This window comes from Hyalangium minutum (assembly GCF_000737315.1).
In the GTDB taxonomy this organism is placed as follows: Bacteria; Myxococcota; Myxococcia; order Myxococcales; family Myxococcaceae; genus Hyalangium; species Hyalangium minutum.
The window spans coordinates 255,277-268,672 of the sequence record NZ_JMCB01000007.1 but is presented as its reverse complement, the minus strand read 5'-3'; the positions used below and the strand labels follow the sequence as shown (position 1 = coordinate 268,672).

At 65.9% G+C, this 13,396-nt stretch carries 9 protein-coding genes and 21 tRNA genes; 27 read left to right on the top strand and 3 right to left on the bottom strand.

Going from position 1 to position 13,396, the window contains the following annotated elements:
• Positions 1 to 32 precede the first annotated feature (32 nt).
• A complete protein-coding gene (locus DB31_RS20810; protein WP_044190619.1) occupies positions 33 to 698 on the bottom strand; it encodes an RNA polymerase sigma factor in 666 nt (221 codons plus the stop codon).
• Between the two features lie 426 nt (positions 699 to 1,124).
• On the opposite strand from DB31_RS20810, the gene DB31_RS20805 reads away from it, so the two are divergent.
• Positions 1,125 to 1,832, top strand: a complete 708-nt coding sequence (locus DB31_RS20805) for a metallophosphoesterase (protein WP_044190617.1) — start codon at positions 1,125 to 1,127, stop codon at positions 1,830 to 1,832.
• Between the two features lie 259 nt (positions 1,833 to 2,091).
• On the top strand, positions 2,092 to 3,855 hold the full coding sequence (locus tag DB31_RS20800; RefSeq protein WP_044190614.1) for a VWA domain-containing protein: 1,764 nt from the start codon (positions 2,092 to 2,094) through the stop codon (positions 3,853 to 3,855).
• A gap of 159 nt (positions 3,856 to 4,014) precedes the next feature.
• Here DB31_RS20800 and DB31_RS20795 read toward each other — a convergent pair whose 3' ends face one another.
• Together DB31_RS20795 and DB31_RS20790 are read right to left on the bottom strand one after the other, a co-directional pair.
• Positions 4,015 to 4,746, bottom strand: coding sequence for an endonuclease V (locus DB31_RS20795; RefSeq protein ID WP_044190611.1), 732 nt, complete (start codon positions 4,744 to 4,746; stop codon positions 4,015 to 4,017).
• Between the two features lie 102 nt (positions 4,747 to 4,848).
• On the bottom strand, positions 4,849 to 6,351 hold the full coding sequence (locus tag DB31_RS20790; RefSeq protein ID WP_052420135.1) for an alpha/beta hydrolase-fold protein: 1,503 nt from the start codon (positions 6,349 to 6,351) through the stop codon (positions 4,849 to 4,851).
• A 178-nt stretch (positions 6,352 to 6,529) separates the two neighbouring features.
• Here DB31_RS20790 and DB31_RS20785 point away from each other — a divergent pair, with 178 nt between their 5' ends.
• The 25 genes from DB31_RS20785 to DB31_RS20680 all read left to right on the top strand — a co-directional run bounded on the left by DB31_RS20785 (position 6,530) and on the right by DB31_RS20680 (position 13,390).
• The gene (locus tag DB31_RS20785; RefSeq protein WP_240486787.1) at positions 6,530 to 6,844 is read left to right on the top strand and encodes a hypothetical protein; all 315 of its coding nucleotides are present in this window, start codon (positions 6,530 to 6,532) and stop codon (positions 6,842 to 6,844) included.
• A gap of 150 nt (positions 6,845 to 6,994) precedes the next feature.
• Positions 6,995 to 7,225, top strand: coding sequence for a hypothetical protein (locus DB31_RS48935; RefSeq protein ID WP_157232093.1), 231 nt, complete (start codon positions 6,995 to 6,997; stop codon positions 7,223 to 7,225).
• A 105-nt stretch (positions 7,226 to 7,330) separates the two neighbouring features.
• Positions 7,331 to 7,416, top strand: a tRNA-Tyr gene (locus DB31_RS20780).
• Between the two features lie 98 nt (positions 7,417 to 7,514).
• Positions 7,515 to 7,585 (top strand) — tRNA-Lys (locus tag DB31_RS20775).
• A 12-nt stretch (positions 7,586 to 7,597) separates the two neighbouring features.
• A tRNA-Gly gene (locus DB31_RS20770) sits at positions 7,598 to 7,668 on the top strand.
• Positions 7,669 to 7,683: 15 nt separating this feature from the next.
• Positions 7,684 to 7,755: transfer RNA gene (locus DB31_RS20765), tRNA-Gln, on the top strand.
• Positions 7,756 to 7,767: 12 nt separating this feature from the next.
• Positions 7,768 to 7,840: transfer RNA gene (locus tag DB31_RS20760), tRNA-Asn, on the top strand.
• A gap of 6 nt (positions 7,841 to 7,846) precedes the next feature.
• Positions 7,847 to 7,917: transfer RNA gene (locus tag DB31_RS48930), tRNA-Cys, on the top strand.
• A 13-nt stretch (positions 7,918 to 7,930) separates the two neighbouring features.
• Positions 7,931 to 8,003, top strand: a tRNA-Glu gene (locus tag DB31_RS20755).
• A gap of 17 nt (positions 8,004 to 8,020) precedes the next feature.
• Positions 8,021 to 8,096, top strand: a tRNA-Pro gene (locus DB31_RS20750).
• Between the two features lie 9 nt (positions 8,097 to 8,105).
• Positions 8,106 to 8,179 (top strand) — tRNA-Pro (locus DB31_RS20745).
• A gap of 21 nt (positions 8,180 to 8,200) precedes the next feature.
• Positions 8,201 to 8,272, top strand: a tRNA-Ile gene (locus DB31_RS20740).
• Between the two features lie 111 nt (positions 8,273 to 8,383).
• Positions 8,384 to 8,456, top strand: a tRNA-Phe gene (locus DB31_RS20735).
• Positions 8,457 to 8,549: 93 nt separating this feature from the next.
• Positions 8,550 to 8,622 (top strand) — tRNA-Thr (locus DB31_RS20730).
• A gap of 23 nt (positions 8,623 to 8,645) precedes the next feature.
• Positions 8,646 to 8,717, top strand: a tRNA-Gly gene (locus tag DB31_RS20725).
• A 4-nt stretch (positions 8,718 to 8,721) separates the two neighbouring features.
• Positions 8,722 to 8,793 (top strand) — tRNA-Ala (locus tag DB31_RS20720).
• A gap of 16 nt (positions 8,794 to 8,809) precedes the next feature.
• A tRNA-Ala gene (locus DB31_RS20715) sits at positions 8,810 to 8,880 on the top strand.
• Between the two features lie 15 nt (positions 8,881 to 8,895).
• A tRNA-Arg gene (locus tag DB31_RS20710) sits at positions 8,896 to 8,969 on the top strand.
• Between the two features lie 10 nt (positions 8,970 to 8,979).
• Positions 8,980 to 9,053 (top strand) — tRNA-Arg (locus DB31_RS20705).
• 182 nt (positions 9,054 to 9,235) lie between these two features.
• Positions 9,236 to 9,309, top strand: a tRNA-Leu gene (locus tag DB31_RS20700).
• 14 nt (positions 9,310 to 9,323) lie between these two features.
• Positions 9,324 to 9,399, top strand: a tRNA-Leu gene (locus tag DB31_RS20695).
• Between the two features lie 27 nt (positions 9,400 to 9,426).
• A tRNA-Leu gene (locus tag DB31_RS20690) sits at positions 9,427 to 9,501 on the top strand.
• A 21-nt stretch (positions 9,502 to 9,522) separates the two neighbouring features.
• A complete protein-coding gene (locus DB31_RS20685) occupies positions 9,523 to 10,065 on the top strand; it encodes an HNH endonuclease (protein ID WP_044190605.1) in 543 nt (180 codons plus the stop codon).
• A gap of 258 nt (positions 10,066 to 10,323) precedes the next feature.
• A tRNA-Ser gene (locus DB31_RS48925) sits at positions 10,324 to 10,407 on the top strand.
• 169 nt (positions 10,408 to 10,576) lie between these two features.
• The gene (locus DB31_RS20680) at positions 10,577 to 13,390 is read left to right on the top strand and encodes an AAA family ATPase (protein ID WP_044190603.1); all 2,814 of its coding nucleotides are present in this window, start codon (positions 10,577 to 10,579) and stop codon (positions 13,388 to 13,390) included.
• The last annotated feature ends 6 nt before the right edge of the window (positions 13,391 to 13,396 follow it).

Here is a 13,396-nt window from a genome sequence, read left to right as displayed (position 1 = left end):
TCGAGAGAAGAGATGGAACGAAAAGCGGGGACTCAGTCCCCTCCCTCGGCTGTCTGCTTCAACTCGAGCAGATACAGCTTGAGGTAGGCCTGCGCGCGGCTGACGCGCTTGTAGGAGTTGACCACGGTGATGTTCAGCAGACGGGCGCATTCTTCGTGGTCCTCCACATCTTGGTGGTGGTACAGCTCCCACGCGCCAGCCTCCTTGGGGTGCTCTTGTTGGAGGCGGGCAAACGCTGCCCAGTAGAGCTCTTGAGCGTCCGAGCGCTCCTCGGTGCGCTTGGCCTTCTCCACGGCCTGCGCCATCTCGGAAGGAGACTCCTCCATGGTGTCGTCCGGGTCGCTGGGCGCTGGGGCCAGTTCCTCGCGCTGCCGCCGGTAGAAGTCGATGGCGACGTGCTTGACGATTCGCAGGAAGAACGTCTTGGGGGAAGCGGCCTTGCCGGGCATGTGCTCGGAGATGCCGCGAAACTGGTCGAGGCCGCGGGAGATGAACTTCCCCACGGCATCCTGGAAGAGCTCATCCCCATCCGCGGGAGAGCCCCGGCCATAGCTGGCCTGGATCTTGCCGATGACATAACGGGCGGGACGGCCCCACCGCTCGACAAGCGCGCCGAGCGGTCCATTGAAGGACTCGCCGGCCGCGCGGCGTCGGGAGACTTCCGCGAACAATTCGTCATCCGAGAGCTGGTCGTACACCGAAGGAACCTGGTAGCGCCGAGGAGTTCAGTGCCTCCCCACCTGGCGGGTGGGCGGGGCATCCACGGCTCGGCAAGGTACCACGATGGCATCCGCAGGCATCCTCCGATGACGGGGACCCCCACCGCCGGTGAACGGACAGGTAGGGGGGCGTCGCAGAGCAAGACGGGGGCTTTTCCAGGTTCCTGACAGAAGGCCGGGGAAGGCTGGAGCCGGAAAATCCGCCGTCAGGAACCAGGGGAGGCGGCGTCCTTGGCGGCAACTCTTTTAGAGTGCCTGGCCGAAGAGGCCTTACAAGCTCCGGTGGTTCGACTCCACCCTTCTCCCATCAGGGCGATGCCGTCGGGGGGTCCCGACACTGAACCGTGAATTCAGCGCAACTTACGGCTTCCTCACTCGGGCGCTCCATTCTTGAGGTGTTGTCCCATGTCTCCCCGAACCATCGTCATCGGCGACCTGCACGGCTGTTACGACGAGGCCCTCGAGCTGCTCGCCAAGGTGGGCGCGACTTCCAGCGACCGCATCATCTTCGCGGGAGACCTCGTGGACCGAGGCCCCAAGCGCCGCGAGTGCGTGGAGCTGGCCATGAAGTACGAGGCCATCCAGGGCAACCACGAGGAGTCGCACCTTCAACAGCGCCGCCGCTCGGACGACCGGCTCTCGCCGGACCACCTGGAGACGCGGCGGGCGCTCGAACCCGAGCACCTGGACTACTTCGCCAAGCTCCCGCTCTACATCCGGCTGCCTGAGTACAACGCCGTCGTGGTGCACGCGGGAGTGATGCCCCACAAGCCCATCGAGTCGCAGGATCCGTACCACCTGCTCCACGCCCAGTGCATCCAGCCTCCAGAGAAGAAGAGCTACTGGCCCTCGAAGGCGCCAGCGACGCATCGATTCTGGACGCACCACTGGAAGGGCCCCGAGCGCGTCATCTTCGGGCACACGGTGTTCGACAAGCCGCTGGTGACAGAGCACGCGGTCGGCATCGACACGGGCTGTGTCTACGGACGCTCGCTCACCGCGGTGGTTCTCCCCTCGTGGGAGCTCGTCTCGGTACCCGCGAGGCAGTCCTACCGGGGCGGCAAAGACGTCGCGCTGTTCCCGGTGCACGGAGACGTGAACGTCTTCTCGTGAGCCTGCATCTCATCTGATTGAGCGCCCGGCCGGTGAGGCCCTACAAGCACTGCAGGGGTCGCGGGTTCAACTCCCGCCGGGGCCGCTCCATGGCCCCGTAGCTCAGCCTGGTAGAGCACTGCCCTTCCACAGGGTCGTCGTGGCTTCGCCACTCGGGCGCACCTTTTCCCTTTCACCTACTTCCACCCGAGGCGGGTACCGGCTGGTTCCGGTGCCCGCTTCGTTCCGACTCACCCGCAACACGTTCCCGGAGGGGACCATGACGACGAAGCAGAACACCCCGATGATTCCGGAGGCACAGCGCGGGCCCGCCGAGCGGCTGCTCGAGCTCGTGCTCAACGGCTCCGCCCACCTGTGGCACAACCGGCCGGGCCTCGACCTCAACGGCGTCTGGCAGCCGGCGCCCCGCGGCAACGCGGCGATCCCGGCCAAGGCGACGCGGGTGAGCCCGGGCCTCTTCGTGCCGGCGGCGGTGAAGCTGTACCGGCAGATCCTGGACATCTACAAGCTCAACACGGACCTGATGGCGCACTTCGCGTCCTACGCGCTGACGCAGACGGACTGGCGTGACCTGAAGGTGGCGACCTGCGCGCTGATGCTGGTGCAGGGCCACGCGGGTCAGCCGGTTCGTGAGGACGACGGCACGGTCGCCTTCTTCGACGACGACCACCGGGCCATCGGCGAGGCGATGATCCTGCACTACGAGCGCAAGTCCACGCGCATGCTCACGCCCAAGGCGGTGCTGCGAGTGGCCGAGCTGCTCGAGACGCCGGAGATCGCGCGGCTCAACCGCGAGGCGGGGTTCGGTGACCCCGGCTCCAAGCGGCCGCCGCTGGGCCGCTGGAAGCGCGTGGCGCAGAAGTGGCTCCAGGCGCGGGAGAAGAACCTGCCGATGCTCGAGGGTCTGGTGAAGGCCGGCTTCAAGGAGACGCTGAAGAAGCTCGCCCGCAAGGCCGGCTACAAGCCGGAGACGCAGGCGTTCTTCGAGGTGCTCGGCTGGAAGCAGAAGCAGTCCAGCGGGGGCCACCGGGCGGTGGGCCTCGAGGGCCTGCGGCTGGTCAAGCGCGAGCGCTTCGACGGGCTCTCCGAGGCGGAGATCTGCGAGACCATCGAGTCGCAGAAGCTCTCCTTCAAGGAGGTGGTGGGCCGCCTGCCGAAGGACGTGGGGCTCACGCCGGCCATCATGGTGGCGCTGCTGCCGTCGCTGTCGGACCGGGACATGCGGATGATGACGCCAACGCTGGAGGAGCTGGGCTTGCTGTCGGAGCCCACCATCCGGGCGCGCTGGGAGAAGGCCGTGCAGACGGCAACGGACCAGCGGGCGCTCCACATCGCGAAGAACGTCCGGAGCAAGGAGCTGCGAGAGAAGCTGGAGGAGGCGAGCGACAACGCAGCCCGGCAGGCAGTGGCGGAGGCGACGGCGGAGACGGACGTGCGGGTGATGTTCCTCATCGACAAGTCCGGCTCCATGGAGGGGGCCATCGAGCAGTCCAAGGAGGCGCTCACGCGCATCCTCGCGGGCTTCCCGCTGGAGAAGCTGCACATCGCGTCGTTCGACACGGTGGGCACGGTGCTCAAGCCGAAGGTGTCCAGCCGCATGGCAGTGCAGCACATGCTGCAGGGCATCAAGGCGTCTGGCGGTACGACGCACGCGGCCGCGGTGCACGCTCTGCACCGGGACGGCGTGAAGGTGCCGGCGGAGGCGAAGCTCGTGGTCATCGTGGTGGGCGACGAGGCGGGCGAGGCCGGCGACCAGTTCGCGCGGGCCTTCCGCGAGTGCGGCTACACGGTGGCGGCGCTGGCGCTGATGGTGAGCGTGGCGAGCGCACGGGGTAACACCGTGCGGACGTGCGCGGGCCAGCTGCAGGTGCCGTTCAGCGAGGTGTCGGTGGACCAGTTCGCGGACCCCTACCAGGTGCCGCGGGTGCTGAAGGCGCTGCTGGACGCGCCGAAGGCGGCTGGCGTGAGCCAGTCTGGCTGGGTGGAGCGCGTGATGCGCACGCCGCTGCTGAAGGCGGCCTGAGCCAATAGAGGCGCCACCTCTCCGGAGCACTCCGGGGAGGTGGCGCCTCTCATTTGCGGGCTAGGGGTACGTCTCTCTGAGTGGTCCCCTGCCGTGCATTCACCTCGGGGGCCTGGGTGGGTTCACGATTCTCAGCCATGGACAACCTCCGTCGCGGCTTCAAGGTGACCATGCCCTTCCCCACTGGCCACACACGTCACCCTGCAAACCTCCATGGGCCTGGCGGCGCAGCACATTGACGAGCCGATGCGCGTGCCGTGTCGTCTCCGGCTCGCGGTAGCGAGGGCTCAAGCGAAGGACCCACTCCACGGCGGTGGGCAGGTCCATCAAGTGGCCAGGAGAGACATAGACGGGACTGACGCCCCGGCGCGTCCGCACCGCCATGCCGATCACCTCACCTCGGTGCCGGATCTCCGCCGTTGCGCCGCGTTCTTCACCTAGGGGACCGTGCGAGCCCACCAGCAGCGACTTGGCACACCCAATGGACGGCACGCCAAAGAGCAGACCGCCATGGCAGGCAATTCCCATGCGGCGAGGGTGAGCTGTGCCTTGCCCATCGAAGACGAGCAAATCGGGCGCGGACTCCAAGCGCATCCAAGCGGCCGCGAGCACGGGTAGCTCCCGGAACGACAACAGACCTGGCACGTAGGGAAAGCCAAGCGGGGCCTCAGCACCCTGCTGAGAGACAGGGGCCAGTGACTCCGCGTCGAGGACCACAAAGGCCCCGTACCCGGTGTCATTGCCACGCTCGGTGGAGATATCCGCACCGGCGACTCGGGACACTCTCAACCCCGAGGGAGCTCGAAGCACGAGCCGCTCACGCAGGGAGTTCTGGAGCGCCACAGCCTCTTGGGGCGTGACGTTCCAGTCATGCAGAAGCTTCAGGTCCATGTACCACCTCCTGACCCAGTGTACCCACCAGGTCAGGAGGAATGAACCCTACTTCCTACGTAGGTTGCCGCCCGGCTCCTTGCGGACCGGGCGTGCGGCCTCTCAGTGCGCCGGGTAGAGGTACTTGAGGATCTGGTCCATGCGGGCCCGCCAGGAAGCCTCGTTGTGCCGGCCGCCCTCTGCCTCGAGATACTTGAGGTCGCCATCCAGCACCCAGCCCTTGGCGATGAGCGCATCCCTCAGCAACCGAGTGTCGTCCACGGTCTCCTGGTTATCCGCGTCGCTCCCAAGCTCCTCGGTCCCGATGTCCAACCAGATGCGCAGCGGCTTCTTGTCGGAGAGCGCGTTGACGCGCGAGACAATGTCTCGACTGGCCCACCAAACGGAGGGAGAGATAACGCCGAGCCGCGTGAAGGTGTCGCCGTGCGTGAGGCCCAAGTACATGGACACGAGCCCCCCCAGCGACGAGCCCGCCAGACCGGTGTACTCCGGCTCCGGCTTCGTCCGATATGTCGAGTCGATGAGCGGCTTGATGGTCTCCACCAGCAGGCGACCGTAGTCATCCGCCTTGCCACCGTCGCGCGGCGGGCTGGGCATCTGCGTGTACTCGAGGACACGGTCCACGGTGTTGTAGATGCCCACGATGATGATGGGCTCGATCTGCCCGGCCTCGACGAGCTGCTGCGCCGTCTCGTCCACGCCCCACTCAACACCAAAGGCAGACGTCTTCACATTCATCAGGTTCTGGCCGTCATGCATGTAAAGCACCGGGTAGTGGGCGTTCGTGTCGGTGTCGTAGTTGGAAGGCAGCCAGACAATGAGCTGGCGATTCTTCAGGCCATAAGCAGACCCGTCCACCTCGTGGTACTTGATGTTGCCGGTGAGCGTGTCCGGACGCGGCTCCTCGGGAACCAGGTCACGCCACGAGCCCACCTGGGCCGCCACGGTGGACGGAGCGTCCACGCGGTGGAAGCGGTTGTTGATCTCCCCACCCTGGGCATCCTTCTCCACCGAGTCCCACGAACCGCGGGTCGCCTTGAACTCCAGGTTGGTGCCCGGCGAGAACTCCAGGCAGGTGACATAACTGCGCTCGCTCGAGTAGCTCTGAGCCAGCTGCACACCCGCGCCATTCCAGTTGCCCAACGACTCCTGGTTGCCGGACAGCCAGATCTCCGAATTCGCGGGCGTGCTTGCGGGCACATCGACCACGAAGAGGGTAGGCAAGTGCTCCGGGTCCGGGGCCACGGACCACTTGCTGACGGTCCATTGGCGCTGGATGTTCCGGCGGTTCTCCACCATGTAGCTGTGGAAAGCGATGGGCTCCTGCGCGGAGGGATGGGTCAGCACGAAGTTGTAGGTGAGTACCTTCCCCACCGTGAATGTACCCGAGCCCCGGAAGTGGCCGTCCACGTCACGCTTGAGCGCCAGACCCGGAGACTTTCCACCCCCAAGCGCCGGATCATTGCCGACCACCTCCACTGTGGCGCTACAGGGGGTGCTGGCGGGCACGGCCACGTCGAACTGAACATCGACACTCCCGCCTGCGGGAGTCGGGGCGACGTCCTCGCTGCTACAGCCCACCAGGGAAACCCCCAGGAGGGCCATGAGGGTGAGAGCGACTCTGACACCAGGAAGGGTTCTTTTCATGGGCGCGGAGCATACCCGCCTGTCTGTCCCTCTTTCGACTGGTCGGGGCTGTCAGGAACGCGACAAGGTACGCGTCCCAGGCCACCTGGACCGGCCGCGACTCGCGGTCCGCTCCAAGTGAAAGGATGTGATGGCGATGACGACGCTCAACATCACCTATGACGGGATGTCCGCCGACGTGCCGGTGGAGTTGGACGGGCACGTGTCGGACGCAGACGTGCGGCGCATCGCGGTGGAAGTCGTGCGCTCCGGCGGCGTGCCGGGCATGCACCTGGTCCACCTTCGCGACGATGCCTTCCAGAACTACGTCGTGGACCGCTTCCGTGGGGCACGCGGCGAGGATCGCATCTACCTGCGGCCGAAGGTCCCGTTCGGCGCCCCAGCGAAGCAGGGAAGCTGGTGCGGTACGGCGGAGAATCTGGAGTCGGCGGCGCCCAGTATCGGTACATGAAAAGGCCTCGGAGCTTCGTGCTCCGGGGCCTTTTTCTTTTTCCCGCCCTGGGCCTCGGCACGCAGCTCGGCATCGAAAGGAAGACAGATTCCCTTCCTTAATAAAGCTGGCTGAGCGCTTTAAAGAAGCCAGCAAAAGAACTCGAGCCTGATGGGCGCGTGGAAAATCCACGTGCGCGTCAGGAAGCATTTATTGCCGCGTCTTTTCTCGCTGAAAGGAGCGGTGACCATGACAACGGTGACGCTGCAGAGCGCGATGAACCCCAAGCACACTGACAACTTTGCCGGTTGCATCGATTCGCTCCCGCGTCCCAGTCTGGTCACCGCTCCGGTTTTCTCGGTCGAATCCCAGTGGTACTGGAACAGACTACCCGGCTTCTGAATGCCGACGGCTCCTCCCCTCCCGAGGTGACGTCGCACAGAGGCCGGGCTCCCGAAGGGGAACCCGGCCTCGCTGTTTTCAAAGCATCACCTCGCATCACTTCCTGGGGATGTAGCGCGTTACGGAGACGCACCGGCTTGTAACTCCGGAGCCGCTCGACGGCCCACTGAGTTCAACTCTCAGCATCCCCACTCAGCAGTGTGAGCAGTTCCAAGGCAGTCCCTTGTTCTCTGACAACTGAATCGCAGTGGTGAAGTTCGTCCGCCCGCTTGCACGGGGGCGGTCAAACGCCTCCGTAGCTCATTGGTCGAGCATCCGCCTCTTAAGCGGACGGTGAGGGTTCGATTCCCTCCGGGGGTACTCGCAGCACACGCGGGTGTCGTCTAGTGGCAAGACTCTGGCGTCCCAAGCCAGTGACACGGGTTCGAGTCCCGTCACCCGCTTCACCTTGTCGGTATGCCGAGATGGTCCAATTGGCAGGGCGGCGGGCTCTGAACCCGTAAACGAAGGTTCGAATCCTTCTCTCGGCGCTGAAGCAGTATTCGGAGGTAGCTCAACTGGCAGAGCACGCGGCTGTTAACCGCGGGGTTGAGGGTTCGAGTCCCTCCCTCCGAGCATCTTGGCTTGTTCCGCCCGGGGCGGCGGCGGTCTGCAAAACCGTCTGGTGGCGGGTTCAACTCCCGCACAAGCCTCTCCAGTCTTTTTGCCTCGTTCGGCTATCGGTTTAGGCCGCCACACTCTCAATGTGGAAAGGCGGGTTCGACTCCCGCACGAGGCGCTCGCAGCATGTTTCATCGGGATGTAGCTCAGCTTGGATGAGAGCGCACGCTTGGGGTGCGTGAGGCCGCTGGTTCGAATCCAGTCATCCCGACTTGTTTATCTGGGTGTGGCTCAGCTTGGTAGAGCGCACGGTTCGGATCCGTGAGGTCGCAGGTTCAAGTCCTGCCACCCAGACTTGTAACACTTGTAGCACTTCGGGGTATGGTCCAAAGGCAAAGACTCTCGTCTGATACGCGAGCAATCCTGGTTCGAGTCCAGGTGCCCCGACTGAAGTGAAGCACCCTTCCCTTGCTCTTGGACGCGATTGGATCGCGGCGTGGCCGTCTACCACGTGAACAGGGTTCGATTCCCTGCAGGAGCGCTCGCAGTCGATGTTTTGCCGCCTTGGCGTAGATGGTTCGCGCGCCTGTCTGAAAAGCAGGAGGACCTGGTTCAATTCCAGGAGACGGCACTTCTTCTTCACTGGTTGATGGGTCGCGCTCCGGGAGCAGCTTGGGCTCCAAATCCGAGCAGCAGGGTTCAACTCCTTGGCGGCCTGCCATTTGCCCTTGTAGCTCAGTAGGCAGAGCACCTGTTTCGTAAACAGGGTGTCGCCGGTTCGATTCCGGCCGAGGGCTCTCGAAGTACCGACGTAGGTTTTGCTGCCGTGGCCGAGAGGTGAGGCACCTGAGCGCCACTCAGGACAATGCGGGTTCGAGTCCCGCCAGCAGCTTCATGGGGTCGTAGCTCAGCGGGAGAGCGCTCGGTTCGCATCCGAGAGGTCCCGGGTTCAATCCCCGGCGGCTCCACTCAGCAGTGAATTTTGGGCCCGTAGTTCAGCGGGAGAATGCTCGGTTTGCACCCGAGCGACCCGGGTTCGAATCCCGGCGGGTCCACTTCCTTGTCTTTTTGGTTCCGTAGCTCAGTGGATGAGAGCACACGGTTGCGAGCCGTGGGGTCGCAGGTTCGAGTCCTGCCGGGACCGCTTCAGTTTTGCCCCTGTAGCTCAGTGGATGAGAGTGCACGGCTCCGAACCGTGAGGCCGCAGGTTCAATTCCTGCCAGGGGCACTCAGCAGCACGTTGATTTTGATGCGGAGAGGGGCCGGACGCCCCACCGGGTCTCATACGCCAGGGCTGCAGGGTTCGACTCCCTGCTCCGCAACTTCTCATGCACGCCGAGCCAGCTGGAGACGGCGTCGGTCCCACACACCGATTTCGCTGGGTTCGATCCCCAGGGCGTGCACTCAAATGCCGGAGTAGCCCAATAGGTAGAGGCACCAGCTCGAGAGTCTGGCGAGTGAGGGTTCGACTCCCTCTTCCGGCACTTCACCCTTTCATGCCGCGGTAGCCCAACCTTGGTAGAGGCGCTGCACTCAGAATGCAGAGGTTGCGGGTTCGAATCCCGCCCGCGGTACTTCCTTCTCAGAAGCTCCCAACAACCGTCCGCGTGGCCCAAATGGGAGAGGCGGCTGGCTCAAACCCAGCTCACGTGCGAGTTCGAACCTCGCCGCGGACATTTCCCGAAAGGCCCCGTGTCATGGAGACGCTGGTGTTGAGCCAGGCCTACGAGCCCGTTGCACGGGTTCCGTGGCAACGCGCGATGATGTTGATCTGGCAGGGCAAGGTCGAGGTGGTCGAGGAGTACGAGGACCGTTTCGTCCGCTCAGTCACTCTCGAGCTGAAGATGCCGTCCATCATTCGGTTCGTGAGCTTCTTCCGGTGGCGGCACCGCGGCGTGAAGTTCAGCCGCGACAACGTGTACCTGCGCGACGGGTGCAAGTGCCAATACTGCCATAAGAAGGTGTCGCGGCCGGAGGCGACGTACGACCATGTGATTCCCCGCGCCCAGGGTGGCAAGACGACCTGGGAGAACGTGGTGATCGCGTGCGTGCCCTGCAACCAGAAGAAGGGCAACCGGACGCCCGCGCAGGCTGGCATGGCGCTGCGCACGCAGCCGGTGAAGCCCAAGCGGCTGCCGGAGTCGCTGCAGTTCACCTTCATCTACGAGAAGGGCATGCCCGTCTCGTGGCGGAAGTTCCTCCGTGATGTCGCCTACTGGCACACGGAGCTGGAGGAGTGAGGCCCGGGAAATGGGGGGTCACCAGAGGTGGTCCCCGCCACCGCTCCGCCCCGGAACGGAGCACAAGGTGGAGCGGGGGTGCGCCAGAGGCGGCCCCCACCTGTAGAGCCTCCCCGCGCGCTGGCAGGCGGGTCCGCAGCTGCCAGCACCTTTTCTGGAAGACCAACACCGGAGGCCGGTGGCCCGTTTCGAAAGCGGTGCGAGTGCTCGGCGCTTGGGGTTCGAGTCCCCTGTCTTCCGCATGTGCAGTGCCGTTTTGGAGCGTGATTGCCGGGCGGCCGGCAACCTGGCTGGAACCCAGGAGGGTCCAACGGGCCTGTGGTTCGACTCCACCTCGCTCCGCTTTTTTGGAAGAGTGAACTGGTGATGGCACCAGGCCCCGTTGCTAGCGGGTGCGGACCGGCTCCCGGTCTGAGGTTCGAGTCCTCCGCCTTCCGCTCTTGACTGGGGATTGTCCCCTCACCACTGCGGTTCAGCAGGTTAGAGTGCCGCCCTCGGGGGCGTTTCAGACATGGCGACGAGGAAGAGCGAGGACAACGAGCGACTCATCGACCGCGATCTCACCGCGCTCGCGCGGGACGGCAAGCTTGCGCCCGCGCATGGCGTGGATGCCGCCGTTTCCGAAGTGCTGGGCCTGCTCACTCGAGGCGGCAAGCACCCTCTGCTCTCGGGCGAGCCGGGCGTGGGCAAGAGCGCCCTCGTCCAGGAAGTGGCCCGTCGTATCGCCGAGGGCCGCGTGGATGCCGCTGTGGCCCAGGCCCGGCTGGTGGAGGTGTCCGCCGCCAACATCCTGGCGCGCAGCACCCAGCGTCAGGCCGCCGAGAGCTTCGAAGAGCTGCTCGGCCACCTGAGCCGCCACGCCTGCCCCATCGTCTACATCCGGGATCTGCCCCTGGCGCTCGGCGGCCCGCTGGCGCCCGTGGCCATTCGCGCCCTGCGCACCGGAGGCATCCGCTTCATCTTCGAGACCGAGCCCAAGCGCGTGCAGGAGCTTCTGCGCGCGGACGAGGCCCTGGCTGAGCGACTCCACCTCATCCCGCTGCAGGAGCCTCCGCTGGAGCGCTCCCGCTGGATCCTCGGCCGTGTCGCCGAGGAGCTGGAGCGGGAGATGCACCTGCCCATCGACCCGGCCGCGTGCGACGTGGCGCTGCGGCTGTCGGCCAAGTTCCTCCTGGCCCAGCGCATGCCTCGCAAGGCGATCGAGCTCCTCAAGGAGACCGCCGCCGAGGCTGCGGGGGCCGCTCGCGACCGGGTGGGGCCCGAGGACGTACTCACCCGCTTCTGCGCGGCCACACGGCTGCCCCGCTTCGTCGTGGACGATGCGATGCCGCTGGACCTGGACGAGACGGAGCGCTTCTTCGGGGAGCGGCTGCTCGGCCAGACGGATGCGGTGTCGGCGGTGCTGCGCTCGGTGGCGCTGCTCAAGGCGGGCCTGAACGATCCGCGCCGTCCCCTCGGCGTGTTCCTCTTCGCGGGCCCCACGGGCGTGGGCAAGACCCAGCTGGCCAAGCTGCTCGCGGAGTACCTCTTCGGCTCCGCCGACAGGCTGGTGCGCCTCAACATGGCGGACTTCCCCAACGACGGCGACGAGAGTGTTCCCTTCGGCGCGTCCTGGGCGCCCGCGATGGAAACCAAGCGCGGAGAGCTGACCAACCTGCTCGATGGCAAGGTGTTCACCGTGCTGCTGCTCGATGAGTTCGAGAAGGCGGCGCGCAGCGTGCACGACCGGTTCCTTCAGCTGTTCGATGAGGGCACCTTCGTCAACGGCGCGGGAGAGACGGTCTCCTGCAACAACACGCTGATTGTCGCCACCTCCAACGTAGGCGCCGAGGTGTACCGGGAGTCCGGGCTGGGCTTCGCTGCGAGCCGCCGCGAGGACGAGCTCGTCTCCGAGGTCGACCGGCGCATCGCAGACTCGTTCCGTCCAGAGTTCCTCAACCGCTTTGACGCCATCTGCCACTTCCGGCCGCTCTCGAAGGTGGAAATCCGGAAGATCGCCCAGCGCGAGGTGGGCCGCGTGCTGGAGCGCGAGGGTATCCGCGCCCGCGCCCTCGATGTGGAGGTCACGCCCGAGGTGGTCGACCTGCTGGTGGACCGTGGCTACTCGCCGCAGTTCGGCGCGCGCTACCTGCAGCGGGAGATCGAGAAGACGCTCACGGCGGCCCTCGCGGTGGAGATCGCCCGCCGGCCGCTGCGGCCAGGTACGCCTGTCCGCGTGGAGGCTCGCCCTGGCGGCAAGGTGATGGCTGTTGCCGAACCGATCTCTCCTCCGCGTGAGGCGACGGCACAGCTGTCTCTGCCCACGTCGAAGGCCGCAGCCGTCAAGCGGCGGCTGGATCGCAAGTCGCTGCTGCACGAAATGGATCGGCTCGTCGGCCGCGCCCGGGCACTGTCCGCGTCCGCCGACCGTCCACAGCTCGAGGAGAGGCGCAACCAGCTCCTCGCCGAGACCCAGGCGCCCAACCTCTGGGATGATCCAGAGCGCGCGGCAGCCACCCTGCGGGCATTCCGAACGGTGGAGGCGCAAATCAACGAGCTGGAGCGCCTTGAGCAGGCTGCCACCTTCGCCCGCCGCCTGGTGCGCGAGGCCAAGAATGAGATGCAGCTCGCGTCCGCGGCCAAGCAGGTCGAAGACGTGGCGCGCGAGGTCCAGATGGCCGAGGCGCTCCATGCCTCGGGCGCCTCCGCCAATGACAATGAGGCGCTGGTGGATATCTGCGCCAGCGAGTCCATGGAGGCCCAGGACGCCTGGGTGCAGGAGCTGGCAACCATGTACCTCGGCTGGGCGGAGAAGCGCGGCTACGAGGCCATGCTCGTCGCGGAGGCCGAGTCTCCCGCCCGCGTCGTCGTGCGCGTCGCGGGACCGGGCGCCTACAGCTTCCTCGCAGGCGAGGCGGGTATGCACCGGCGCATCGAGGACGAGAAGCGGCAGCGCGCCTACGTCCGCGTGCACCGGGGTGGAACACCCGGCGTCCTAGAGGCCCTGGAGGTCGACGGCCGCCCGGTGAGGAAGCACGAAGGCACGTTCCTGGAGCGCGTACGCACCGAAGTCACCGTGAAGGATGCCTCCACGGGCCGCGTGCTCACTCTCACGGGCGCGGGCGAGATGGACGAGATGAAGGACATCGCGACCCGTGTGGTGTCCGGCCAGGGCGTCAGCACGGACGAGGTGCGGCGATACTTCACGGGCCGCGGTGCCAGGGTTGAGGACCCTCGCACCGGCGCGGGGACGCCTCGCGTGAAGGACGTGCTGCGCGGCGACCTGGACCTCTTCATCGCGGCCTGGATCTCCCGCCCGCCGCCCGAACCTCCTACCACAGCCTGAGTGGAT